This is a genomic window from Streptomyces sp. NRRL F-5126 (assembly GCF_000721265.1).
Classification (GTDB): Bacteria; Actinomycetota; Actinomycetes; order Streptomycetales; family Streptomycetaceae; genus Streptomyces.
In genome coordinates this window covers 30,477-54,117 of sequence record NZ_JOFZ01000008.1, presented here as the reverse complement: position 1 = coordinate 54,117, position 23,641 = coordinate 30,477, and the positions used below count along the sequence as shown (strand labels likewise).

20 protein-coding genes are annotated in these 23,641 nt (G+C 74.2%); 16 read left to right on the top strand and 4 right to left on the bottom strand.

The window, feature by feature from the left end; translation table 11 throughout:
• Nucleotides 1–29: 29 nt before the first annotated feature.
• From IH48_RS0118240 to IH48_RS0118205, 8 genes are all read left to right on the top strand, one after another.
• Nucleotides 30–1,010, top strand: a complete 981-nt coding sequence (locus IH48_RS0118240; RefSeq protein WP_051840074.1) for an aromatase/cyclase — start codon at nt 30–32, stop codon at nt 1,008–1,010.
• Nucleotides 1,003–3,324 (top strand): AMP-binding protein, encoded by a 2,322-nt coding sequence (locus IH48_RS33465; protein WP_051840071.1) that lies wholly within the window; start codon nt 1,003–1,005, stop codon nt 3,322–3,324. The genes IH48_RS0118240 and IH48_RS33465 overlap by 8 nt, the downstream gene beginning before the upstream one ends.
• Nucleotides 3,325–3,327: 3 nt before the next feature.
• Complete coding sequence (locus IH48_RS0118230; protein WP_030905172.1) at nt 3,328–4,566, top strand: FAD-dependent monooxygenase; 1,239 nt, start codon at nt 3,328–3,330, stop codon at nt 4,564–4,566.
• Between the two features lie 103 nt (nt 4,567–4,669).
• On the top strand, nt 4,670–5,737 hold the full coding sequence (locus tag IH48_RS0118225) for a glucose-1-phosphate thymidylyltransferase (protein ID WP_030905169.1): 1,068 nt from the start codon (nt 4,670–4,672) through the stop codon (nt 5,735–5,737).
• Entirely contained in the window at nt 5,734–6,714 is a 981-nt protein-coding gene (gene rfbB, locus IH48_RS0118220; protein ID WP_030905166.1) for a dTDP-glucose 4,6-dehydratase, read from the top strand. The genes IH48_RS0118225 and rfbB overlap by 4 nt, the downstream gene beginning before the upstream one ends.
• Nucleotides 6,711–8,387 carry an FAD-dependent monooxygenase gene (locus IH48_RS0118215; RefSeq protein WP_030905162.1) on the top strand — a complete coding sequence of 559 codons (1,677 nt, stop codon included), beginning with the start codon at nt 6,711–6,713 and terminating at the stop codon, nt 8,385–8,387. Before rfbB ends, IH48_RS0118215 begins: the two co-directional genes overlap by 4 nt.
• Nucleotides 8,388–8,416: 29 nt before the next feature.
• On the top strand, nt 8,417–9,151 hold the full coding sequence (locus IH48_RS0118210) for an SDR family NAD(P)-dependent oxidoreductase (protein WP_030905159.1): 735 nt from the start codon (nt 8,417–8,419) through the stop codon (nt 9,149–9,151).
• 87 nt (nt 9,152–9,238) lie between these two features.
• Nucleotides 9,239–9,814, top strand: coding sequence for an antibiotic biosynthesis monooxygenase family protein (locus IH48_RS0118205; RefSeq protein WP_030905156.1), 576 nt, complete (start codon nt 9,239–9,241; stop codon nt 9,812–9,814).
• 167 nt (nt 9,815–9,981) lie between these two features.
• Here IH48_RS0118205 and IH48_RS0118200 read toward each other — a convergent pair whose 3' ends face one another.
• On the bottom strand, nt 9,982–11,169 hold the full coding sequence (locus IH48_RS0118200; protein WP_030905154.1) for a nucleotide disphospho-sugar-binding domain-containing protein: 1,188 nt from the start codon (nt 11,167–11,169) through the stop codon (nt 9,982–9,984).
• 233 nt (nt 11,170–11,402) lie between these two features.
• Here IH48_RS0118200 and IH48_RS0118195 point away from each other — a divergent pair, with 233 nt between their 5' ends.
• From IH48_RS0118195 to IH48_RS0118165, 6 genes are read left to right on the top strand one after another with little or no spacing between them, the layout of a single operon-like run.
• The gene (locus IH48_RS0118195; RefSeq protein ID WP_030905151.1) at nt 11,403–12,245 is read left to right on the top strand and encodes an ABC transporter ATP-binding protein; all 843 of its coding nucleotides are present in this window, start codon (nt 11,403–11,405) and stop codon (nt 12,243–12,245) included.
• A complete protein-coding gene (locus IH48_RS0118190; protein WP_030905148.1) occupies nt 12,245–13,105 on the top strand; it encodes an ABC transporter permease in 861 nt (286 codons plus the stop codon). The genes IH48_RS0118195 and IH48_RS0118190 overlap by 1 nt, the downstream gene beginning before the upstream one ends.
• A gap of 41 nt (nt 13,106–13,146) precedes the next feature.
• Nucleotides 13,147–16,389, top strand: coding sequence for an AMP-binding protein (locus IH48_RS0118180; RefSeq protein WP_158710322.1), 3,243 nt, complete (start codon nt 13,147–13,149; stop codon nt 16,387–16,389).
• A gap of 6 nt (nt 16,390–16,395) precedes the next feature.
• The gene (locus IH48_RS0118175) at nt 16,396–17,610 is read left to right on the top strand and encodes a nucleotide disphospho-sugar-binding domain-containing protein (protein ID WP_051840067.1); all 1,215 of its coding nucleotides are present in this window, start codon (nt 16,396–16,398) and stop codon (nt 17,608–17,610) included.
• Between the two features lie 30 nt (nt 17,611–17,640).
• Complete coding sequence (locus IH48_RS0118170; protein WP_051840065.1) at nt 17,641–18,228, top strand: PadR family transcriptional regulator; 588 nt, start codon at nt 17,641–17,643, stop codon at nt 18,226–18,228.
• Entirely contained in the window at nt 18,225–18,617 is a 393-nt protein-coding gene (locus IH48_RS0118165) for an SgcJ/EcaC family oxidoreductase (protein WP_030905139.1), read from the top strand. The genes IH48_RS0118170 and IH48_RS0118165 overlap by 4 nt, the downstream gene beginning before the upstream one ends.
• A 26-nt stretch (nt 18,618–18,643) precedes the next feature.
• Here the strand turns inward: IH48_RS0118165 and IH48_RS0118160 are convergent, their stop codons facing one another.
• Nucleotides 18,644–19,345, bottom strand: coding sequence for a class I SAM-dependent methyltransferase (locus IH48_RS0118160; protein WP_107059322.1), 702 nt, complete (start codon nt 19,343–19,345; stop codon nt 18,644–18,646).
• A 167-nt stretch (nt 19,346–19,512) separates the two neighbouring features.
• Entirely contained in the window at nt 19,513–20,040 is a 528-nt protein-coding gene (locus tag IH48_RS33460; protein WP_037842486.1) for a YceI family protein, read from the bottom strand.
• Between the two features lie 203 nt (nt 20,041–20,243).
• Here IH48_RS33460 and IH48_RS0118150 point away from each other — a divergent pair, with 203 nt between their 5' ends.
• Together IH48_RS0118150 and IH48_RS0118145 are read left to right on the top strand one after the other, a co-directional pair.
• The gene (locus IH48_RS0118150) at nt 20,244–21,578 is read left to right on the top strand and encodes a nucleotide disphospho-sugar-binding domain-containing protein (protein WP_234434309.1); all 1,335 of its coding nucleotides are present in this window, start codon (nt 20,244–20,246) and stop codon (nt 21,576–21,578) included.
• Nucleotides 21,578–22,804: a nucleotide disphospho-sugar-binding domain-containing protein gene (locus tag IH48_RS0118145; protein WP_030905126.1), complete on the top strand. Its 1,227-nt coding sequence runs from the start codon at nt 21,578–21,580 to the stop codon at nt 22,802–22,804. Before IH48_RS0118150 ends, IH48_RS0118145 begins: the two co-directional genes overlap by 1 nt.
• Before the next feature lie 133 nt (nt 22,805–22,937).
• Here IH48_RS0118145 and IH48_RS0118140 read toward each other — a convergent pair whose 3' ends face one another.
• Nucleotides 22,938–23,561, bottom strand: a complete 624-nt coding sequence (locus tag IH48_RS0118140) for a dTDP-4-dehydrorhamnose 3,5-epimerase family protein (RefSeq protein WP_030905123.1) — start codon at nt 23,559–23,561, stop codon at nt 22,938–22,940.
• Between the last annotated feature and the right edge of the window lie 80 nt (nt 23,562–23,641).

Sequence of the window (23,641 nt, the reverse complement as noted above, 5' to 3'; positions counted from 1 at the left end):
CGCGCGACGACACGAAGGAAAGGTCCCGTATGTCCACCGCATCCGCAGTCTCCCGGGCCCCGGAGCCCCCCGTCCGCACCACCGTGCACTCCACGGACGTGGCCGCCCCGGCTGCCGCCGTCTACGCGGTCGTCGCCGACGTCACCACCTGGCCGCAGTACTTCACGCCCAACGTCCACGTCGAGCACCTGGAGCGCGGCGAGCGCTCCGAGCGGCTGCGCATCTGGGCCACCGCGAACGGCGAGGTGAAGACGTGGGTGTCGCGCCGCGAGCTCGACCCCGAGGCGCTGCGCGTCACGTTCCGCCAGGAGGTGTCCACGCCGCCGGTCGCGGCCATGGGCGGCACCTGGGCCGTCACCGCGACCGGGCCGTCCACCAGCAGGCTCGACCTGCACCACGACTTCTCGGCCGTGGACGACACACCGGAGAACGTCGCCTGGATCACCAGCGCCCTCGACCGCAACAGCGCGGCCGAGCTGGCGGGCATCAAGGAGGTGGCCGAGCAGGCGGACCTGATGGCCGAGCTGGTCTTCGGCTTCGAGGACACGGTCCACGTCGAGGGCGAGGGCACGGGCCCGGACGTCTTCGACTTCCTCAACCGGTCCGACCTGTGGCCCGAGCGGCTGCCGCACGTCGCGCGGCTGGACCTGCGCGAGGAGGTGCCGGGACTGCAGGTGATGGCGATGGACACCACCACGGCCGACGGCTCCACGCACACCACCGAGTCGGTGCGCGTGGTCTTCGGCCGTGACCGCATCGTCTACAAGCAGACCACCGTGCCGGCGCTGATGTCCGCGCACACCGGGCAGTGGACGGTCACGCCCGTGCCCGGCGGCGTCGACGTCACCTCGCGCCACACCGTCACCGTACGGACGGACACCATCGAGCGGATACTCGGCGCGGGCACCGGAGTCGCCGAGGCCCGCGAGTTCATCCACCGCGCGCTGTCCACCAACAGCTCCACGACCCTCAGGTACGCCAAGGAGTTCGCCGAGGCGCGCCGTGGCTGAGACGACGGCAGCGGCTTCCGTGCTCGACGTGCCGGTGGTGCCCGAGCGCCTCGACGGGCTGCTCGCACAGAGCGCCGCCGCGCACCCGGCCCGTACCGCACTCATCGGCGGCGGCCGTGAGATGGACTTCGCGGAGCTCGACCGCCGGGTCACCGCCGCGGCAGGCGCGGTACGCGCCCTGGTCGCGGCGGAGGAGGCTCCGCCGCGTGCGGCCACGGTGGCGGTCGCCTCCGTCCTGCACCCGGACTTCGCCGTGGCCTACTACGCGACGGTGCGCGCCGGGCAGGTCGTCGCGGTCGTCAACCCGCTGCTGCGCGAGGACGACCTGCACCACGTCCTCGAACTGAGCGGGGCGCGCGCGGCGTTCGTCGACGCCACCGTGTACGGCAGGCTCGCCGCGGTGCGCGAGAGGCTGCCGCTGCTGCGCGACGTCGTGCTGATCGGCGAGGGCGCGGACGAGGCGGCGGACGCCGCGTCCGTACCGACGCTGGACGCGCTCGTCGCGTCGGCCGGGGACGCCGCCGGGCAAGCGCGGCCCTGGGAGGCGCCCGGCGCGCAGGACATCGCGTGCGTGCAGTTCACCAGCGGCACCACAGGACGCCCCAAGGCGGTCGGGCTCACCCACCGCAACCTCGCGGTCAACGCGGCCCAGATCGCCGACGCGCACCTCCTCGACGCGGGCTCGGTGACCGTCAACCACCTGCCGACGTTCCACCCCATGCACCTCAACTCGGCCGTGCGGGCCGGTGCGACGCAGGTCCTGTGCACAGGCCCCGACCCGGTCGACGCGGTCACGGCGGCCAACGGCCACGGCGCGACCCACCTCTACAGCCTCCCGGTGCGCCTCATGCGGCTGGCCGCCGACCCGGCGCTCGCGGGACTCACCCTGCGCACGGTCGAGCGGATCGCGTCCGGCGGCTCCGCGCTGCCCCCGATGGCGGCCGGGCGGCTGACCGCACGGTTCGGCGTGCCCGTCTTCCAGGGCTACGGCCTCGCGGAGACGTCGCCCCTCACCCACAGCGACGACCCCGACCACCCGGTGCACGGCTCGGTCGGCAGGCCCGTCGCCGGTACCGAGTGCCGCGTCGTCGGCATCGAGAGCCGCGAGCCGCTGCCCGCGGGGGAGAAGGGCGAGGTCCAGCTGCGCGGCCCGCAGGTGATGAAGGGCTACCTCGGCCGTCCCGAAGGCGCCGGGCTCGACGCCGACGGCTGGCTGACCACGGGCGACGTGGGCCGCGTCGACGACGACGGGCGCCTGTTCCTCGTGGACCGGCTCAAAGACGTCTTCAAGTGCGACAACTTCCTCGTGGCGCCGTCCGAGGTGGAGCAGCTGTTCGCCCGCCACCCGCTCGTGCGCGAGTGCGTCGTCGTCGACCTGCCGGACGACTTCAGCGGCGCGGTGTCCGGCGCCCTGGTGGCGCCGCACCGCGGTGCCGTCGCGCCCGGCGCCGACCCGGCCGCCGTCGTCGCGTCCGTCGTCGCGTCCGTCAACCCGCTGATGCCGTACTACCGGCGGGTGCGGCACGCGAAGGCCGTCGACGCCATCCCGCGCTCGGGCAACGGCAAGGTCCAGCGGCGCGTGCTGCGCGAGGAGCTGATCCAGCACCGTGCCGGGGCCGCGACGCCGCACGCCGCCACGCACGAACTCCCCCGACCCACCGACGAGAGGCCCGACATGCCCGCCCCCCTGTTCACCGTCGTCAACACCTTCACCCTCAAGGACCCCGCCGGCGGCGCCGAGTTCGAGCGCCGCTTCCTGCGCCACGTCGAGTGGATGCGCGAGCGCGACGGCTTCGACTCGCACCAGGCCGTGCGCTCGTCCGACCGGCCCGACGTGTACGTCAACGTCGGCTGGTGGCGGGCGCCCGAGGACTTCCAGCAGGTCATGGCGAGCGAGGTATTCCAGGCGCACGCCGCCGAGTTCCACGAGATCGTCGACGTGAGCGCCGACCCGTCCATGGGCGTGCTGCGCGTGGAGGGCAGGCCCGTTCAGCCCGCGGACGAGGACGGCCGGCGTGACGTGGTCGTCGACGAGTTCACGGTCACAGGCGACGCCGCCGCGTTCGAGGCCGCGTTCCGCGCGTACGCGGAGCAGGCCGCGACCCGGGACGGCCTCGTCCACATCGACCTGGCGCGCTCCCTGTTCCAGCGCGAGGGCGGCTACACCGCCGTCACCGTCTGGCACACCGCGCGGCAGCGCGCCGCCGCGCAGTCCTGCCCCGAGTACGCGGCGGTGCTCGCCGAGGCCGGCGTACGGGTCATCGAGGCCACGCCCGTCACCGGCGTGCGCACGGCGCACGCCGGCAAGGCCTGACCCATGGCGACGGAACGGTTCGGCACGGACGTCTGCGTCGTGGGGGCGGGCCCCGCGGGTCTGGTGCTCGCGCTGCTGCTGCTGAAGTCCGGCGTCCGGGTGACCGTCGTGGAACGCGACCGGGCCCACCGGCGCGAGTTCCGCGGCGAGATCCTGCAACCCGGCGCGATGGCGCTGCTCGACCGGCTCGGGGTGCTCGCGGGCGCACGGGCCAGGGGCGCGCACGAGCACGCGCGGTTCCGGCTGGTCGAGAACGAGCGTGTGCTGCTCGACATCGACTACCGGGCGCTGCCCGCGCCGCACAACCACCTGCTGTCCGTCCCGCAGGCGCACGTCCTGGACGAACTCCTCCTGCACTGCGGGAAGTTCGAGGGCTTCCGCCACCTCGACGGGCGGCGGGCCGGCGCGCTGCTGCGTGACGGCCCACGGGTCGCCGGGATCGCGGCGGACGGTCCTTCGGGGCCCTGCGAGGTGACGGCACGGGTGGTCGTCGGCGCCGACGGCAGGTTCTCCAAGGTGCGCAGGCTCGCGGGCATCGAGGCGGGCCGCACCGAGGCGTTCGACCTGGACGTGCTGTGGTTCAAGGTGCCGGCGCCGCCCGGCGGCCCCGCTCCCGGCGCCGTGCGCGACGTGCGGGTCTTCCGCGCCGGGGACAGCCCGGTGCTCGCCTACGAGTCGTGGCCCGACCGGGTGCAGATCGGCTGGACGCTGCCGCACGGCGGCTACCGCGACGTCGCCGCCGAGGGCATCGGCCGGGTGCGGGAGCGGCTGGCGCGCGCCGTGCCGCCGCACGCGGACGCGATCATGGAGCACGTCACGTCGCTGCGCGACCTGACCCTGCTCGACGTGTTCTCCGGCCGGGCCGACCGGTGGGCGGACGACGGCCTCGTCCTGATCGGGGACGCCGCGCACACGCACAGCCCGATCGGCGCGCAGGGCATCAACCTGGCCGTGCAGGACGCGGCGGTGCTGCACCCGCTGCTCGTCGAGTCCCTCGCCACGGGCGACGCGAGCGCCGCGTTCCTCGGCCGCTTCGAGGCGGTGCGGGCGCCCGACATCGCCGCCGTGATGCGCATGCAGGCGCTGCAGAGCAAGGCGATGCTGTCCACCGGTGCGCTCGCCACCCGCGTCAGGCCCGCGCTCGCCGGGGTGCTGCGGCACACGCCGCTCTACCCCAAGGTGCTGCGCCGCATCGCCTACGGCAATCCGGGCGTCCGGATCGCCGAGGAGTGCTTCGTGTGATGCCCGAGGGGTTCTCGACCGCACGCGGCCATGGTCCCCCCGTCAGCACAGAACCAGCCACAGAGAACCAGCCACGCGCCACACCGCGGTGAGAAGAGGACCGATGAAGGCTCTGGTGTTGTCCGGCGGGACCGGATCCCGCCTGCGACCGTTCAGCTACTCCATGCCGAAACAGCTCATCCCCATCGCCAACAAGCCCGTGCTCCAGTACGTGCTTGAGGACATCAGGGACCTCGGCGTCACCGAGATCGGCGTCATCGTCGGCGAGCGCGAGCCCGAGATCGCGGCCGTGCTCGGCGACGGCTCCGCGCTCGGCGTCCACGTCACCTACCTGCGCCAGGACCTGCCGCGCGGCCTCGCCCACTGCGTGGCGCTGGCCCGCGACTTCCTCGGCGACGACGACTTCGTCATGTACCTGGGCGACAACATGCTCCCGCAGGGGGTGCGCGAGGCGGCCGACGAGTTCCGGCTGCTGCGGCCCGCAGCCCAGGTCGTGGTGCAGAAGGTGGCCGACCCGCGCGCGTTCGGTATCGCCGAGGTCGGCCCCGACGGCCGGGTCACCCGGCTCGTCGAGAAGCCCGTCGAGCCGGCCGGCGACCTGGCCCTGATCGGCGTGTACTTCTTCACCTCGGCCGTGCACCTGGCGGTCGACTCGATCAGGCCGAGCGCGCGCGGCGAGCTGGAGATCACCGACGCCATCCAGTGGCTGGTGACGGCGGGCGCCGAGGTCAGGGCGCACGAGTACGGCGGCTACTGGAAGGACACCGGGCGCGTCGAGGACGTGCTCGAGTGCAACAGCGAGCTCCTCGACAAGATCACGTACCGGGTCGACGGCGACGTCGACGCGCACAGCGTGCTCATCGGCGACGTCGTCGTGGAGAGCGGCGCCCGGGTCGTGCGCTCCTTCGTGCAGGGCCCCGCCGTCATCGGCGCGGGAAGCCTCGTCGAGGACAGCCACATCGGCCCGCACACGTCCGTCGGCCGCGACTGCGAACTGCGCGGCACGCACGTCGACCACTCCATCGCGATGGACGGCGCGAGCCTGTCGGGGCTGCACGGCGTGCACGGGTCGCTGATCGGCAGGTCGGCCGCCGTCAGCAGCGCCGACCGCGGCAACCCGCACCACCGCCTCGTCGTCGGCGACCACACCCGCGTGGAGGTGGCGGCATGAGGATCCTGGTCACCGGGGCCGCCGGGTTCATCGGCTCCCACTACGTGCGCACGCTGCTCGCCGGCGGCTACCCGGGCCACGAGGACGACCACGTCACCGTCGTCGACAAGCTCACGTACGCCGGCAACAGGGCCAACCTGCCGGACGCGCACCCGCGCCTGACGTTCGTGCGCGGCGACATCTGCGACCTGCCGACGCTGCTCGACGTCATGCCGGGCCACGACGCGGTCGTGCACTTCGCCGCCGAGTCGCACGTCGACCGCTCGCTCGTGTCGGCGGCCGAGTTCGTCGCCACCAACGTCGGCGGCACCCAGAACGTGCTGGAGGCCGCCCTGCGCGCGAACGTCGGACGCGTCGTCCACGTCTCGACCGACGAGGTGTACGGCTCCATCGACGAGGGCTCGTGGACGGAGGAGCGGCCGCTGCTGCCCAACTCCCCCTATGCCGCGTCGAAGGCGTCGTCCGACCTGGTGGCGCGCGCCTACTGGCGCACCCACGGCCTCGACCTGTCCATCACCCGCTGCACCAACAACTACGGCCCCTACCAGCACCCGGAGAAGCTCATCCCGCGCTTCGTCACCAACCTCCTCGAAGGGCGGCAGCTCCCGCTGTACGGGGACGGCGCGAACATCCGCGAGTGGCTCCACGTGGACGACCACTGCCGGGCGATCCAGCTGGTGCTCGAACGCGGCCGCGCCGGCGAGGTCTACAACGTCGGCGGCGGCGACGAGCACACCAACCGCGAGATCACCGAGCGCGTGCTCGACCTGTGCGGCGCCGACTGGGGCCGGGTGCGCCACGTCGCCGACCGCAAGGGCCACGACCTGCGCTACTCGCTCGACGACAGCAAGATACGCGGCGAGCTCGGCTACGCGCCCCGCGTCCCCTTCGACCGGGGCCTCGCCGAGACGGCCGCCTGGTACCGGGACAACCCCGGCTGGTGGAAGCCCCTCACGCAGCCGCAGGAGCGGTCATGAACGCGGCGGGCACGGCGTCCCCCCAGGTGCTGATCGCGGGGGCGGGGCCCGTTGGCCTGACTCTCGCGCACGAACTCGCGCGCCACGGCGTGCGCGTGCGCGTCGTCGACGCGGCCGAAGGACCGGCCACCACGAGCAGGGCGCTCGCCACCCACGCCAGGAGCCTTGAGACGTACGACCAGATGGGCGTGGCCGGCGAACTGCTACCACGGGGGCAGCGCGTGGAGCACTTCACACTGCACCAGAACGGCCGCAGGCTGGTCCGCTTCGACACCGACTACAGCCACCTGCCCACCCGCTACCCCTTCACCCTCATGGTCGACCAGAAGGTGACGGAGGAGGTGCTGCGCACCGCGGCGGCCCGGCACGGCGTGCGCGTCGAATGGGGCGTGGGCCTGGAGGAGTTCACCGACGAAGGCGGGTCGGTCACGGCCCGGCTGCGGCACGCCTCGGGCATCGTCGAGGAGGTGACCGCGGACTGGCTCGTGGGGTGCGACGGCGGCCACAGTACCGTGCGCAAGCAGCTCGGCCTGCGCCTCGCCGGGGACAGCTCGGAGACGTGGCTGATCGCCGACGCGGTCGTCGACTGCGACCTGCCGCGCGACTCCATCCACTGGCTGCGCACCCCCGAGGGCACCGTGATGATGGTGCCGTTCCCCGACCCCGGCAAGTGGCGGCTGCTCGACACCGCGGACGTGTCGTACGAGAGCGACGCGCAGGTGGCGCGACGCTTCGCCGCGAAGATCAGCACCGGCACCGGCCAGGACGTGCGGGTCGAGGACCCGAGCTGGGTGTCCGTCTTCACCATCCAGCAGCGCATGATCCCGGTGATGCGCGCGGGCCGCTGCCTCGTCGCGGGCGACGCGGCGCACGTGCACAGCCCCGCGTCGGGGCAGGGCCTGAACACCGGTGTCCAGGACGCCGTGAACCTCGCGTGGAAGCTCGCCGGCGTACTGCTGGGCACGGCGGACGAGTCGGTGCTCGACAGCTACAGCGCGGAGCGCGTGCCGGTCGGCGCGAGCCTGCTCAAGTCGACGAGGATGGCCACCGTGCTGGTGCAGCTGCGCAACCGGTACGTGGCGGCGGGGCTGCGGGCGATGTTCACCGTCGTCAAGACGGTGCGGCCGCTGAAGTCCCGGATCCAGCGCAAGATCATGGGCGGGATGTCGGCGCTCGACCTCGACTACGCGGGCAGCCCGGCGACGCTCGCGGCGCAGGACGCGGACGGACCCGGATCCACCGGAGCCGGGCCCGCCGTCGGCAGCAGGCTCGTCCGCGTCACGGGCGAGGACTTCGCCCGCTCCTACGGCTGGCAGCGCCTGATCGACGAGGTGCGCACGCCCGGCTGGCTGCTGCTCGCCCTCGAACCGGGGGAGCGTGACGCGCACGCCCTGGCCAGGATCGCCGCCGAGCACGAGGGCTGGGTCAGGGTCCGCACCGTACGCGGCGGGGTGCCCGCGGGGCCCGCGGGTCCTGTCTTGCTGCCCGACCCGGACGGGCGGCTCGCCGCCGGACTCGGCGGCGGCCCGGGCAGCTGGCTGCTCGTCAGGCCGGACGGATACGTCGCCGCACGCGGCACGTTCGCCGCGGGCCGGCGGCCCGAGGGCGCGCTCGCGGACCTGGGCGTACGGCCGGCCCGTGCCACGGCGGCCAGGGCGCGCCGGGCGGCGTGACGGACACGAGCGAGGAGGGGATCGACAGCATGGGAAGACTGGCAGGGCGCGTCGTGCTCGTCAGCGGCGCCGCCGGAGGACAGGGCACGGTGACCGCGCGGCGGCTGGTCGAGGAGGGCGCGCGCGTCGTACTCGGCGACATCAGACCGGAGACGAAGGAACTCGCGGACGAGCTCGGCGCGTCCGCGCTCGCCGTCACCCTCGACGTAAGGGAACCTGACGCGTGGGAGTCCGCGGTGACGCGGGCCGTGGAGCGCTGGGGAAAGCTGGACGGGCTGGTCAACAACGCCGGTGTGCTGCACCAGGCGCCCCTTGAGGAGACCACCCTCGACGACTACCGGCGGGTGATCGACGTCAACCAGCTCGGTGTCTTCCTCGGCATGCGCGCGGTGGTGCCCGCGCTGCGGGAGGCGGGCGGCGGGACCGTCGTCAACATCGCCTCCGTCAACGCGACGCAGGGCGTGCCGCTGCTGGCCGCCTACTGCGCGTCGAAGTACGCGGTGCTCGGCATGACGAAGGTCGCGGCGCTCGAACTCGGCCGCGACTCGATCCGCGTCAACGCGGTGCTGCCGGGCGTCGTCAGCACCGACATGACGGCGTCGATGCCGGAGCGTATCGCCCGGCACCTGCTCGACCAGGTCCCCGCGGGGCGCTTCGGCGCCCCCGAGGAGGTGGCAGCGCTGACCGCCTTCCTGACCTCGGGCGAGTCCTCGTACTGCTCGGGCGGCTCCTTCGTCGTGGACGGCGGCTGGACGGCCGGCTGACCTCGCACCGCACCCGAACACCACACACAGCGCGTCACAGCACAGCACGCCACAGCACCACTTGACACACATCACGGAGGTACCGGCATGACGGCAACACAGAACGACGGCACGGCGCCCATCGCGGTGGTCGCCGCCTTCCAGCTCAAGGGCGACGCGGCGGAGTTCGAGAAGATCCTGCGCGAGCAGGGCGAGTTGATGCTCGCCGGCGACGGCTTCCAGTACGGGGTGCTCGCCCGGGCCACCGACTCCCCCACCACCTATGTGAGCGTGGCCTGGTGGCGCGACTCCATGTCGTACCTCTCCGTCGTCCGCTCCTACGCGTTCGCGTCGCGCGCCATGAGCGGCGTCGGCAGGCTCGCGGACACGCGCCTCGACCGGCTCGTGCCGCTGACGGGCGACGGATCGCTGCTGCCGCCGGCCGGCTCCGACGACGCCGTGCTCGGGCTGAGCGAGTACACGCTCGACGAGGGCGCGGACGCCGCCGCGTTCGAGCGCGAGGCCGTCGCCGCGGGCGCCGTCGCGGGCCGCTCGCTGGTGCGGGCGGGCGGCTACACCGCCCTCACCTGGGGCGGCGACGCGGCCGTGTGGACGCCCCGGGGCGCGCGGGCGACGACCGTGCGCTATGAGCCCGTCTCGGTCTCCGCGCCCGCCGCGGTGTGACGGCGCCGCACCCGGCGGCCCGCCCGGCCCGCACCCTGACGCGGACCGGACGGGCCGCCTTTCCGCGCGCCCGCCACCACGGCGCGACACACCGATCCGTAACACGCCGCGGCCCCGTGCCCGGCGATCGGGCACGGGGCGCGGGGTACGGCAGCGCGGGCGCGGTGCTACGCGGCGGCCCGCCGCAGCGTGCGGTCGCGGGCCAGCGCTTCGAGCCGTCCGACGGTGTCGGCCGGCGTGGGCTGGGTCTCCATCGCCGCCCTCAGCCGCCGCGCCCCCAGCTCGTACCGCGGGTCGTCGAGGACGGCGCGTATCGCCTCGCGGACGGCCGCGCTGTCGTCCTGCGCCGCCGCGTCGTCGACCGTGACGCCCGCGCCGCAGGCGGCGACCCGGTCGCCCACGACGAACGTGTCCAGGTGCCCGGGCAGCACCACCTGCGGCAGCCCGAAGGCCGTGGCCGTCAACTGCGTGCCGGAGCCGCCGTGGTGCACGACCGCCGCGCACCCGTCGAGCACCAGGTCGAGCGGTACGGGCGGCACGACGCGCACATTGCCGGGCACCTCGCCCACCGCGTCCGCGTACGCGTCGTCCACGGTGACCACGCCCTCCACACCGTCAAGGCCCTCGAAGGCGCCGACGATGGAGCGCAGCAGCCCCATGCCGTTCATCGCGAGCGTCAGCCGGCCCAGCGACACGCACACCCGCCGCCCCTCGCACGGCTCCAGCGCCCAGTCGGGCAGCGTGCCGGAGCCGTTGTTCGGCACGAAGCGTATCGGCTGTCCCGGCGTCAGCGACGGGTCCTGGAAACCCGGCGGGCAGGGGTCGAGCACGAGGTCGGGCCGCGGCAGCCCGCCGGCGAGCCCCGCACGCTCGCAGACTCCGCGCAGCGAGCGCGCACCGGCGGCCCAGGCGACCTCGCCGACCGGGTCGACGCCCCAGCGGTGCTGCACGACCGGGACCCCGAGCGCGCCCCCGACGATCAGCGCGCCGTACTCGAGACGGTCGGCGAGCACCAGGTCGGGCCGCCAGTGGCGGGCGAACTCCAGGTAGCCGCCGACGGTGTAGCGGGTGTGCGCGGTCCACGGGCGTACGGCCCCCGCGAAGGCAGGCGGCCCGGGACGGCCCGCGGCCTGGATGGGCCGCAGCCCGTCGGGCAGCCCGAGGGCCATCAACTCCCCCGCGTGGAAGGCCTCACCCACCACGTGGCCCGACAGGCCCGACGCGCGGGCGGCGTCGACGACGTCCGGCTGGCCCGCCACCAGCACCTCGTGCCCGGCGCCGCGCAGCGCCCAGGCGAGGGGGACCAGCGGGGCGAAGTGCGTGGACACCGGCGTCGTGATGATCAGTACTCGCATGGGCGGTCCTCCGGGTAGTCGCGTTCGGTTCGGCTTCCTCGCGCCGGGGACCGTCCCCGGCCGCGCCGGCGCGCGGGCCCGCGCCGTCCGAGCGTCCGGCGCGCCGCTGGAGGATCCCTCGCGACGCGTCGGACCACGGCCGCCCGTCCGGCGCCCCGCACCCGGTTCGACCACGCCTCAAGCAGGCGTCCCTAGCGTCGAAGACTCATCCGGACCGGGAGGACTGAGTAGTCATGTCGAACGCGGTGATCCGCGCCCGAGGGCTGGCCAAGCGCTACGGCGACGCCGTCGCGCTGAGGTCCGTCGACCTCGACGTACAGCACGGTGAGATCTTCTCGCTGCTCGGCCCCAACGGGGCGGGGAAGACCACCACCACCGAGATCATGGAGGGCTTCAGGACCCGGGACGCCGGCGAACTGTCCGTGCTGGGCGAGGACCCGGCACGCGCGGGCGCCGCCTGGCGCGGCCGGATCGGGATCGTCCTGCAGCAGGCCAAGGACTTCGCCGACATCTCCGTCGCCGACGTCGTGCACCACTTCGCCGTCTACTACGCGAACCCGCGCGACCCCGACGAGGTCATCGAGGCCGTCGGGCTCACCGAGAAGCGCGCGAGCCGCGCCGCCCAGCTCTCCGGCGGGCAGCGCAGGAGGCTCGACGTCGCGCTCGGCATCCTCGGCAACCCCGAGCTGCTCTTCCTCGACGAACCCACCACCGGGTTCGACCCCGAGGTGCGCAGGCGGTTCTGGGAGCTGATCGCGGAGCTGCGCAGCTCCGGCACGACGATCCTGCTGACCACGCACTACCTCGACGAGGTCGAGTACCTGGCGGACCGCGTCGGAGTCGTCGACGGCGGCACCGTCGTGGACGTCTCCACGCCCGACCACCTCGGCGGGCGCCACCTCGCCCCGTCCACCGTCCGCTGGGTCGGCCCCGACGGCCCCCAGGAGCAGGTGAGTTCCAACCCCACGCGCACCGTGGGCGAGCTGGCGCGGCACTTCGGGGGCGACGTGCCCGAGCTGACCGTGACGCGCCCGTCGCTCGAAGACGTCTACCTCCAGATGATCGGGGAGTCGTGATGACGACCGTCCAGACCTCCACCCGCCCCGCCGCGGCCGCGCCCGCGCGCCGCGAGGCCCGGCGGCCCTCGCTGCTGCGCATGATCAGGGCGCGCGCCGCCCTGGAGATCAAGCAGTTCTACCGGTCCAAGGGCCAGATGCTGCTGAGCTTCAGCCTCCCGCTGATCATGTACATCCTGTTCTCGACCATCTTCAGCGGCGACATCGACGGCACGTCCGTCACCGCCGGCCAGCTGTACGCCACCGGCATGCTGGCGATGGGCGTCGCCGCCACCAGTTTCCAGAGCCTCGCCCTCCAGGTGTCCCTGGAGCGGCAGAACGGCGCGCTGAAGCGGCTGCGCGGCACGCCGATGCCGCCCACGGCCTATTTCGTGGGCAAGATCGCGGTGGTCCTCGTCACCAGCCTCGGCCAGGCCGCCGTCCTCCTGATCGTCGGCTCCGCCTTCTTCCACCTGCACCTGCCGACCGGCGCCGGGCCGTGGATGAACTTCCTGTGGCTGTACGCACTCGGCATCGCCGGCTGCAGCCTGCTCGGCCTCGCCTTCTCCACCCTCATCAAGGGCGACAACGGCGGCGGCCCGATGGTGGTACTTCCCTTCATGGTCGTGCAGTTCATCTCCGGCGTGTTCATCCCGTTCCAGGAGCTGCCGCACTACCTGCAGCAGGTCGCCGCACTGCTGCCGCTCAAGTGGCTGGCCCAGGGCATGCGTTCGGTCTTCCTGCCGCACGCCTACGCGGCCAACGAGGTCACCGGCCAGTGGGAGACGGGGCGTACGGCCCTGGTGCTCGGTGCGTGGGTGGTGGGCGGCCTGGTGCTGTGCCTGCTCACCTTCCGCTGGAAGAACAGAGACGACGGCTGACCGCAGCCGGCGCCGCAAGCCGCCAAGGAGGGAGCAGACCCGTGGGAAGAAGCAGCTCGCAACCCGCAGTGCCGACCGCACCACCGACGGTGCCGACCGCACCGGCGCCCGGCGCCAGGCGCGGCCGCTACCGGCGCGGTGACACCATGCACGGCTTGTTCGCCTGGTGCGCCGCCCGTACGCCCGGCGCGGTGGCGATGGCCGACGGCGAGCGCCGCATCACCTACGCGGAACTTGACGCCGCCTCCGACGCGTTCGCCCGCACGCTGGAGGCGGCGGGCGTCGGCCGCGGCGACCGGGTGCCCCTGGTGATGGGGCGCGGGCCCGAGCTGGTCGTGGCCATGCTCGGCGTGCTCAAGCGCGGCGCCGCCTACGCTTCCCTCGCGCCCGAGTGGCCGGCGGACCACACGGCGGGGCTGATGGAGCGGCTGTCGGCGCCGCTGGCGGTGACGGACCTGCCGGGGCCCTGGCGGGTCCCGGTACTGGCCGCGCCCGGCGACCCGCGAGGTGCTGACCGTGGCACACGCCGCCGCTCCACGCCCGTCGAGGTGGACGGGGACGACGTGTGCAGCGTCTTCTTCACGTCGGGCACGACGGGCGCGCCGAAGGCGGTGCTCTCGCGCCACTGCGGCACCGTCCGCCTCTTCGACGACTGCGTCTTCTCCGACTTCGGACCCGGCACGGCCATGCTCCAGGTCGCCGCGTCCCCGTGGGACGGGTTCACGTTCGACTGCTGGGGGTCGCTGCTGTGCGGCGGCAAGGTCGTGTTCGCCGAGTCGCCGCTGCTGCCCGGGCCCCTCGCGCGCCTCGCCGCGTCCGAGGGCGTCACCCACGCCTTCCTGACGACGTCGCTGTTCAACATGCTCGTGGACGAGGCCGTGGCGGCGTTCGACGGGATCGGGCACGTGATGGTCGGCGGCGAGAAGCTGTCGAAGGACCACATCCTGCGCTTCATGGACCGCCACCCGGCCGCGAGCGTCTCCAACGTCTACGGCCCGGTCGAGGCGACCGTCATCGTCTCCCGGCACGCCATCACACGCGCCGACTGCCTCGCGGACGAGGGGCTGCCGCTCGGCCTGCCCGTCACCGGCACCGGGATCCACGTGCTCGACGGGGACCGGCCCTGCGCGCCGGGCGAGCGCGGCGAGCTCTGCTTCGGCGGCGACAGCCTCGCACGCGGCTACCTGGATCCCGCCATGACCGCGGAGAAGTTCACGGACGTCGAGATCGGCGGCCGCGTCCACCGCGTCTACCGTTCGGGCGACGTCGGCCACCTCGACGCGGCGGGCGTGCTGCACTTCGCCGGCCGCAACGACCGCCAGGTGAAGATCCGCGGCATGCGCATCGAGACCGAGCAGATCGAGCAGGGCGTCAGCGCCGTCGAGGGGGTCAGGGACCGCGCCGTGGTCCCGGTGACCGCGGCGGACGGCTCGTGCACCGCGCTCGCCCTCTTCTACACCGGCACGCTCGAACCGTCCGAGCTGCGCGACCTGCTGGCCGCACGGCTCCCGTCCCACTTCGTGCCCGGGCGCCTGTGCCGGCTCGACCGGCTGCCCCTGACCCCGCAGGGCAAGCTCGACCGCAAGCACTTGGCGGTGCTCGCGCAGCGCACGCCCGCCGGCGGCGAACCCGTGCGGGGCGACGCCGCCCAGGAGTCCGCCAACGCGACGGAGCGGCGCGTGGCCCGCGCGTTCGCGTCCGTGCTCGACCGCGTGTCGGTGCCGCTCACCGCGTCCTTCTTCGACCTCGGCGGCAACTCGCTCGACGCGGCCAGGCTGTGCGCCCGGCTGAGCGCCTCCGGGGGCGCGGTGCAGTCCGCGCAGCTCCACCGGACGCCCGACGTGAGGTCGTTCGCCGCCTGGCTCGACACCGCCGTCGACGCCGCTGCCGCCACTGACGCCGCCGCTTCCCGTGGCGACCTGGCGGGCGGGGCCGTCCCGCTCACCACCATGCAGGACCTGTTCCTCAGCCGCGACGAGGTCGCGCCGCTCGCCTGGCGGGTCGAAGGCCCCCTGGACCTCGGCGCCCTGCGCGCCGCCGCATGCGACGTGCACCGCCGCCACCAGGCGCTGTACGCACGCTACGAGATGCGCGGCGCGGGCGTCGCCGTCCTGCCCGAGCAGCCGGGCGAGCCGGAGTTCACCGTGCTGCCCACCGCACCACGCGAGCAGGCGCCCGCGCTGCTGAAAGCGGCGCTGAACGAGCCGCTGTCCGTGGGCGAGGGCCGCATCTGGCGGACCGTCGTCCTGCCGGACGCGTCCGGCGGCGGCGCGCTCGTCGGCATGGCGATCCACCACATCGCCTTCGACGGCTGGTCGCAGGCGCTGGTCGCAGGCGACCTGTCGTTCGCGTACGCGCAGCGGCTGCGCTCCACCGCGCCGCGCTTCCCGCACCCCGCCGCCACCCTGGCCGAGGCCAACGACGAGCACGCCGCCTACCTGGCCAGGATCGACCTGGCCGAGCAGCGGGACTTCTGGGTCGGGGCCCTGCGCGGCCTGCCGGACGTCGTGCTGCCGGGCGAGCGCGCGGGCGCGGCGCCCACGGGGCCCGTCGCCGTGCACCGCACCCGCGTCGGCGCGGACGAGGCGGGCGGAGCCGACGCCCCGGCGGCGGGCGCCGGCCGCTTCGTGCGCTGGTACGCGGCGGCCGTCGAGGCGCTGCGCACCCTGACCGGCCTCGCGGACGTCGGGATCTGCGTGCCGACCGCGAGCCGCGGCGGCCGCCTCATGGACAGCGCGGTGACGAACCGGGCCGACGTCGTCTGCCTGCGCGCCACGCCGGACGGCGAGGGGCCCGCGCTGCCGCTCGCACACGCCGAGGCCGTCGTGCGCGAGGCGCTCGCCCACCAGGAGATCGCCTTCCGCGACGTCGCGCTCGCCGCCGCACAGGTGCAGGACGTCGGGGCGCTGCTGACGCTGCCGATGTTCATACTCCAGGACAACCCCGCGCCCGTGCCCGAGCTGTCCGGCTGCCGCGTGAGCCGCATGCGCGAGGTGATGGACCCGCGGGAGAACGCCTTCCGCCTCGTCGTGGAGGTCGAGCCGCTGCCGGACGGCGGCGCGGAGATCACCGTGACGGTGCGCACGGACGTGGTGGACGCCGGCCTCGCCCCGCGCTTCACCGCCGCACTCCTGGGCGCCCTGCGGGCGGGCGCCGCGCGCGCCGGCCGCACGCGGGCCGCCGAGCCCGCCGAGCCCGTTGCGTCCGGGACGTCTGCCGAGCCCGCGGCGTCCGAGGCCTCGGCACGGCGGCCGGAGCTCGTCGGCGCGCCGGACGGGCGGTGACGTGCCGTGCGAGTCCTCTTCGCCACCTGGGCCGCCCCCTCGCACCTCTTCCCGATGGTCCCGCTCGCCTGGGCCTTCCGCGCGGCGGGGCACGAGGTGCGGGTGGCCGCGCCCGCCTCGGGCGTCGCGGCCGTCGCCGCAACCGGCCTGTCCGCCGTGGCGGCGGGCCCCGACGTCGCCGTCGCGCAGATGGCGGGGCGCGAGCGGCTGGCGCCCTGGCGCAGCCCCGGCGAGTGGGCCACCGGCTGGTCCGCGCGCCCCGCGCTCCTGGGCGACGCCGAGCTCGACGTCATGCGCGCCCTCGCGGACAAGCAGCTACTGGTCGCGGACGCCATGCTCGGCGACCTCGTCGCGTTCGGCCGCCGCTGGGCGCCCGACCTCGTCGTGTACGACTCGCTGTGCCTGGCGGGCCCGGTCGCGGCGGCGGCGCTCGGCGTCCCCGCGTACGGGTTCGTCGCGGGCAGCCCGGCCGTCACCAGGATCGAGCGGCGCCACCCGTCCACCGAGCCGCTCCCCGGCTACCTGCGGCTGTTCGAGCGGTTCGGCGCCGAGCCCGCGGTGGAGCCGCGCGGCTGGCTCGACCCCTGCCCGCCGAGCCTGCGGCTGCCGTTCGACGGCGACAGGACCGAGCTGCGCCATGTCTCGTACAACGGCTCCGGCACGGTGCCCGGCTGGCTGCTCGACGACCCCGGCAGGCCGCGCGTCGTCGTCACGGGCGGCGCGGCGGGCAGCAAGTACGGCGGCCAGGCCGGCGCGGGCCTCTTCCACGACACGCTGGAGGCGGTCACCTCGCTGGGCGCCGAGGCGGTACTCGCGCTCACGCCCGCGCAGGCGGAGAACCTCGGGCCCGTGCCCGAGGGGACGCGCGTCGTGCGGTCGCTCCCGTTCCACCTGCTCTTCCCCGCCTGCCACGCGGTGGTCCACCACGGCGGCTCGGGCACGGCGTTCGCCGCGTTCGCGGCGGGCCTGCCCCAACTGGTCCTGCCCCAGGCCCCGGTACTCGCGGAGCTGGCCAGGTCCATGGAGGCGCGGGGCGCGGCCCTCGTGCTCGGCGGCGAGGAACAGGACGACCCGCGGCGCTTCGCCACGGCGGTGGCACGACTTTTGGAGGACGACGAGCTGCGGCGCGCGGCGGGCAAGCTGCGCGACGAGGTCGCGTCGATGCCGCCCCCGTCCGCCGTGGCCGCCACCCTGACACCTACCTATGGCAACTTGCTATAGTGTAGGTCGCCATAAGGGAAGGGTGGGCGGATGGCCCGGTGGGACGTGACGGGGACGACGGTGCTCGCGCTGCTCGCGCAGCGCTCGCGTCACCCCTATGAGCTGCACAGATTCCTCATCGACACGCACAAGGACTACGTGTCGGGGCTGCCGCGCAGCCTGTACCACGCGGTCGGCCGGCTGGCACGGGACGGCCTGATCGAGCCCTTGGGGAGCAGCCGGGAAGGCCGCTCACCCGAGCGCACGGTGTACGGCATCACCGCGGAGGGGCACCAGGAGCTGACGCACCGGCTGCGGCGCATGCTGGAGCGGCCCGACCGCGACACCACGGTGATGTATGCCGCGCTGTCGCTGATCGGGGTGCTCGAAGTGCCCGACGCCGAGCGCTGCCTCCAGACGCGCGCCGCGGACCTGGAGGGAAAGGTCGCAGCCGCCGAGTCGGCCCTGGCCGGCCTTGACCTGCCGCGGGCGCTGCTGCTGGAAACCGAGTACGCGCGGGCCCTGCACGCGGCCGAACTGGGGTGGCTCCGCGCGGTCCTCTCCGACCTGCGTTCGGGCGACCTCGACTGGCCGGCCCTGGTGAACGGCGACGACGAACGAACCGGGAGAGAGCCGTGACGCAAGCATCATCAGTGGACGAACTGCTCGGCGCGCTGACCACCGCGTGGAACGCCGGAGACGCCACCGCGTACGCGGAGCTCTTCGTCGAGGACGCCGACTACATCACCTGGTTCGGCCAGAACATGGCGGGCCGCCCGGCGATCGAGGCGGGCCACCGGGCCCTGTTCGAGGGCCCGCTCAAGGGCTCCCGTCTGACGTCGGGCGGGACGCCGCCCAGGATCCGCTTCCTGCGTCCCGACGTGGCCGTCATCGTGACCGCCGGCGGCGCCCCGGGCGGCACGGCAGAGCGGTCCGTCATCACCCTCACCGCCGTGTGCGACGAGGGCCGTTGGCGTTTCGCCTCGTTCCAGAACACCCGAGTCGGGCGCCCGCGGGGAGCGCCTTAGCGCCTTGAGGGGCCGCGGCGGACGTGTCAGAACGCGCGGAAGTCCTCGAAGGAAGGCTCGAACGACGGGTCGGGCAGGCGGAAGGCCTTGCAACGAGCCGCCTTCCCGCCCCGAGGCCCGGCCCCGGCAGACTCGGCGGGGAAGGCGTCGGGGACAGCCGTCCATCCCAGGTTCAGCTCGTAGTAGTTGACGGCCGCGTGTACGGACGGCCACCAGTCGTCGTCGACGACGACCAGGCCCCCGGGCCGGACGATCTTGCGCAAGTAGTAGAGGTCGACGAAGACCTCGTGAAACCGGTGGCTGCCGTCCACGAAGGCCGCGTCGGCGACGAAGCCCTCGGCGAGGAGTTGCGGGAGCGCGATGGACGACGGCGCGGCCATGAGGGTGGCGATCGAGTCCAACCCCGCTGAACACATCAGCTGCCAGCCGGTGTTCGCGTACTCGCGTTCCTGAAGCGGATCGATGACGACGTGCCGGGGGAAGGGGCGGTTCACTGCTGCCAGCGCCTCACCGATGGCGAGTGCGGAACTCGCGTACGCGAGACCGATCTCGACGACCCTCTCCGCCTGCTCGCGGACGATCAGGTCACGCAGCCGGTCGCAGTGGCGCTCCGGCACCGTGACGGTCTCGAAGTCCCCCTCGTGCTCCCGCGTCCAGGGCGGACCCTCCCGCACCAGCCGGCGGCGCACCGCACGCGCACGTGTTACGCCTTCGTCCATGTTCGTCATACCGCCACTCTGACGCATTGGCGAGCACCCGACCGTGACTCGGCCCGTCATCGGCCCTGTGAGCGTGGGGCCATCGTGATCAGCCACGCCATCAGCCGGGCGGCGCGCGGCCCCGGTGCGTGGCCGGGGCCGCACGCGGGGGCGCCGCGTACAGCGGGACGCGCGCCTCACGGCGCAGCGGTGAGTACGGCCTCGATGTCGATCCGCAGGAGCCGGCCCGCCACGCCGCGCATGGCGGTCACGCCCATGGCCGTGCGGTCGACCACCGCGCTCGCCCGCAGGACCGGGGCCGTGCCGTCCAGGGGGCCGTCCGCCACGAGCAGGTCCTGCGGGGCGGTCCTGCCGCGGACCGTGAGTCCGCCGCTCACCCGCCAGCCGTCGGCCTCCCGCGCCGCCGACGTGGCCGTGTAGCGCAGCTCCGGGTGGTTCGCGGTGTCCAGGAACCGCTTGCCCTTCACGTCCTTGTCCCGCTGCGGGTTGCCGCTCTCGAAGCACGTGGCGTCCAGCCGGGCCGTCAGGCCGGTGAGGACGCCGCCGGGCGCGCAGTCGACCCGGCCGTCCAGGACGGGCAGCGTGCCCTTGACCGTGATGACGCCCAGCTTGCGCAGGGTGAAGGACACCCGCGTCCTGGCCGGATCGATCAGCCACGAGCCTGTCAGTTCCGCGACGCCCGGTCGTGCGTTCGTCTCCGGCATGTGAATCAGCCTCTCCCTCTCGACGCGGCGCCCGGCTCTCGCGGGCGTGTGCACCGCGATCGTCGGCCCGCGCGCTCGCGCGCCTCTGGAGCCGTCGCCGCGAAGCCGCTTCCACCGGCGCTCGAGCCCCGTCCGTGAGGATCCCCGTGCCGGACCCGGGCCTCCCGGCCGGACGTGCACGACGCCGTGAAGGAGGACGGGACATGGGGAGCCCAGACGCGGAGGACGCGGTGGACAGGGACCGCGAGGGCGGGCTCGGGCGCGAACGGCGCTCTCTGCGCGTCCTGTTCGCCGTCTCGGACTGGCCGGGACACTGGCACGCGATGGTGCCGCTCGGCTGGGCGCTGCGCGCGGCCGGGCACGACGTGCGCGTGGTGTGCGCGCCGTCGCAGACCGACCCGCTGACGCGTGCCGGGCTGACGCCCGTGCCGATCCTGGACGGCGGCTGGGACATGGCCCTTCAGGGCCGGTTGCAGAACTACGTCGACGCGCGCGACGGGCAGTGGCGCCTGCCCGGCCTGCCCCCGCACCCGGTGACCGGCGAACCGCTCGCCTCCCTCGACGAGTTCGACATGGACGCGTGGTTCACCGGCTACCACCCGCGGCTGGTCGAGGCGGCCACGGGATCCACCGATCGCGCGGTGGCGTTCGGCCGCGCCTGGCGGCCCGACCTGGTGGTGCACGAACGGTTCAGCCTGGAGGGGCCGCTCGTGGCCGGGGTGCTCGGCGTGCCGTCCGCCGTGCACCTGTGGGGGCCCTGCGGACCCGACGACAGCGAGCCCGGCTTCATCTCGCTGCCGCTGGACTTCAGCGGCGCCTTCGACCGCCACGGCCTGCCGCCGCTCACGGCGCGCACCTTCACCCACGTCATCGACCCGTCGCCCGCCGACGTGGCTCCGCCGCTGCTGACGGCCGAGCGCATGCCGGTGCGGTACGTGCCCTACAACGGCCCGGGCTCCGCACCGCGCGAGCTGCCCGGGCCGTCAGAACGCCCGCGGGTGTGCGTGGTGTGGGGCACGTCCGTCACCCGGATGTACGGCCAGGACTCGTTCGCCGTGCCGGAGATACTCGCCGGCCTCGCGGACCTCGACGCGGAGGTCGTCGTCGCGGTGACCGGCGCGGACCGCGAGCGCCTCGGCACCGTGCCGCCGAACGCGCGCGTCGTCGGGCACACCCCGCTGCACCTGCTGCTGCCGTCGTGCGACGCGGTCGTGCACCACGGCGGCGCCGGCGTCGTCATGACCTCGCTCGCCGCCGGTGTGCCGCAACTCGCCGTGTCGCACGGCCTCGACCAGGCGGTCAACGCGCGCCGCGTCACCGTGGCCGGTGCGGGCCGCGTCGTCGAGGCCCACCTCGCCGAGCGCGGCGCCGTCACCGCCGCCGTCGCCGAGCTGCTCGGCGAGCCCGCCGTACGCGCGGCCGCGCTGCGCCTGCGCCGCCAGGTCATGGACAACCCCTCGCCCGCCCGACTCGCCACCGCACTCGGCCGGCTCGCCGCACGGCCGCCCGCCCTCGCCACTGCCCGTGGAGGCAACTGATGCGCGTCCTCTTCTCCGTCTCGGACTGGCCGGGACACTGGTTCCCGATGGTGCCGCTCGGCTGGGCGCTGCGCGCGGCCGGGCACGACGTGCGCGTGGTGTGCGCGCCGTCGCAGACCGAACCGCTCACGCGTGCCGGGCTGACGCCCGTGCCGATCCTGGACGGCTGGGACATGACGTTCCAGGCCAGGCTGCAGAACTACCTCAACGCCCGCGACGGCCTGTGGCCCTTCGCCGAGCTGCCGCCGCACCCGTTGACCGGCGAACCGCTCGGCGACCTCGCGGAGTTCGACCTCGGCGGCTGGTTCGAGGAGCACAACCCGGGGATCGTGGCGGCCGCGACCCGCAGCACCGACGCGGCGGTCGCGTTCGGCCGCGCCTGGCGTCCCGAACTGCTCGTGCACGATCTCGTCTCCATCGAGGGCCTGCTGAACGCGCGCGTACTCGGCGTGCCGTCCGCCGTGCACCTGTGGGGCGCCGTCGGCACGGACGAGAACGAGCCGGGGCTCGACCTCGTGCCCGTCGACACGAGCAAGGCGTTCGACCGGTACGGCGTGGGCCAGGCCGGCTTCGAGAAGGTCACGCACGCCATCGACCCGACGCCTGGCCCCCTGGCCCCGCCGCTCGGCGCCGAACGGCTGCCGCTGCGCGTGGTGCCGTACAACGGGCCGGGATCGATGCCCGGCTGGACGCTGGAGCGGCCGGCCCGCCGCCGCGTGTGCGTCGTCTGGGGCACGTCCGTCACGCGCATGTACGGGCCCGTCACGTTCGCCGTGCCGAGGATCCTCGACGCGCTGGGCCGCCTCGACGTGGAGGTCGTCGTCGCGGTGACGGGCGAGGACCGCGCGCGCCTCGGCGAGGTCCCCGACGGCGTGCGGGTGCTGGAGCGCGTCCCGCTGCATCTGCTGCTGCCGAGCTGCGACCTCGTCGTGCACCACGCGGGCGCCGGTGTCGTGTCGACCTCGCTGGCCGCAGGGGTGCCGCAACTCGCCGTGCCCAACGGCCTCGACCAGTCGCTGATCGCCCGCCGGGTCACCGCGAGCGGCGCGGGGCTCGACATCCCCGGGCAGTTCGCCGGCACCGACGCGATCGAGGCGGCCGCCGCCGAACTGCTCGGCTCCGGGACGTACCGGGCAGCGGCGCTCGCGCTGCGCGAGGAGAACGAGCGCAACCCGTCGCCGGCGGACGTCGCGGCGACCCTCACCGCGCCGGCGGCGCGCCGCTGAACCGCGCGAAGAGGCGGCCCGATCACGCGCCCCGATCACATCAGAGGCCGCACCCGAACCGGGTGCGGCCTCTGCGCCGTGCGCTGCGCTGCCCAAGTCGTCTCGCTGCGACCGGGCTGTCAATCCGCGGCCGTCACGCCGCGTCCTCGCGGCGCAGCCGCCCGTACAGGGCCAGGCAGTCCTCGTAGCGCGCCAGCAGCCCCCGGTCGGCGGCCTGCGCCAGCGTGGGCGCCTGCTCGTCCTTCTCCGACATCAGCACCTTCCCGCCGGGCGAGACCGCACGCTCCCAGGGCAGCGCGAGTTCCGCGTCGAAGGGCTGGATCTCGAACTGCGTGCCCGGCACGTACTGCGTCGAGCACAGGTAGCTGATGCAGGTGTCGTCCGCCATCGCCACGAACCCGTGCACCAGGCCCTCCGCCACGTACACGGCGGTCGCCTCGTGCGCGTCGAGCACGGTGGAGTCCCACGTGCCGAACGTCGGCGAGCCGAGCCGCAGGTCGACGACCACGTCGAGCAGCGAACCACGCACGCACGTCACGTACTTGGCCTGCCCGGGCGGGATCGACACGCCGTGCAGCCCGCGCAGGGTGTCCCGCCTCGAAACCGAGTAGTTGACCTGGGACGGCCGGAAGACGTGGCCGGTCGCCTCGGCGAGTGCGTCGTGGGCGTACGACTCGTGGAAGCTGCCGCGCGCGTCGCCCAGAAGGCGCGGCGTGATGCGGTACGCGTCGGGTACGGCCATCTCTGTGATCCCCATGGGCCCGGGACTGTAGGCACCCCCGCTTGAGGGACGGTAGCGCCCCGCCGCGCCCCCGGCCGCGCGGTCGCGGATCGACC

Bases quoted from the DNA above. Each gene is read 5' to 3' on its own strand.
- IH48_RS0118240 (WP_051840074.1), top strand. From the start codon at position 30: ATGTCCACCGCATCCGCAGTCTCCCGGGCCCCGGAGCCCCCCGTCCGC.
- IH48_RS0118230 (WP_030905172.1), top strand. From the start codon at position 3,328: ATGGCGACGGAACGGTTCGGCACGGACGTCTGCGTCGTGGGGGCGGGC.
- IH48_RS0118225 (WP_030905169.1), top strand. From the start codon at position 4,670: ATGAAGGCTCTGGTGTTGTCCGGCGGGACCGGATCCCGCCTGCGACCG.
- rfbB (WP_030905166.1), top strand. From the start codon at position 5,734: ATGAGGATCCTGGTCACCGGGGCCGCCGGGTTCATCGGCTCCCACTAC.
- IH48_RS0118215 (WP_030905162.1), top strand. From the start codon at position 6,711: ATGAACGCGGCGGGCACGGCGTCCCCCCAGGTGCTGATCGCGGGGGCG.
- IH48_RS0118210 (WP_030905159.1), top strand. From the start codon at position 8,417: ATGGGAAGACTGGCAGGGCGCGTCGTGCTCGTCAGCGGCGCCGCCGGA.
- IH48_RS0118205 (WP_030905156.1), top strand. From the start codon at position 9,239: ATGACGGCAACACAGAACGACGGCACGGCGCCCATCGCGGTGGTCGCC.
- IH48_RS0118200 (WP_030905154.1), bottom strand. From the start codon at position 11,169: ATGCGAGTACTGATCATCACGACGCCGGTGTCCACGCACTTCGCCCCG.
- IH48_RS0118195 (WP_030905151.1), top strand. From the start codon at position 11,403: ATGTCGAACGCGGTGATCCGCGCCCGAGGGCTGGCCAAGCGCTACGGC.
- IH48_RS0118190 (WP_030905148.1), top strand. From the start codon at position 12,245: ATGACGACCGTCCAGACCTCCACCCGCCCCGCCGCGGCCGCGCCCGCG.
- IH48_RS0118170 (WP_051840065.1), top strand. From the start codon at position 17,641: ATGGCCCGGTGGGACGTGACGGGGACGACGGTGCTCGCGCTGCTCGCG.
- IH48_RS0118160 (WP_107059322.1), bottom strand. From the start codon at position 19,345: ATGACGAACATGGACGAAGGCGTAACACGTGCGCGTGCGGTGCGCCGC.
- IH48_RS33460 (WP_037842486.1), bottom strand. From the start codon at position 20,040: ATGCCGGAGACGAACGCACGACCGGGCGTCGCGGAACTGACAGGCTCG.
- IH48_RS0118150 (WP_234434309.1), top strand. From the start codon at position 20,244: ATGGGGAGCCCAGACGCGGAGGACGCGGTGGACAGGGACCGCGAGGGC.
- IH48_RS0118145 (WP_030905126.1), top strand. From the start codon at position 21,578: ATGCGCGTCCTCTTCTCCGTCTCGGACTGGCCGGGACACTGGTTCCCG.
- IH48_RS0118140 (WP_030905123.1), bottom strand. From the start codon at position 23,561: ATGGGGATCACAGAGATGGCCGTACCCGACGCGTACCGCATCACGCCG.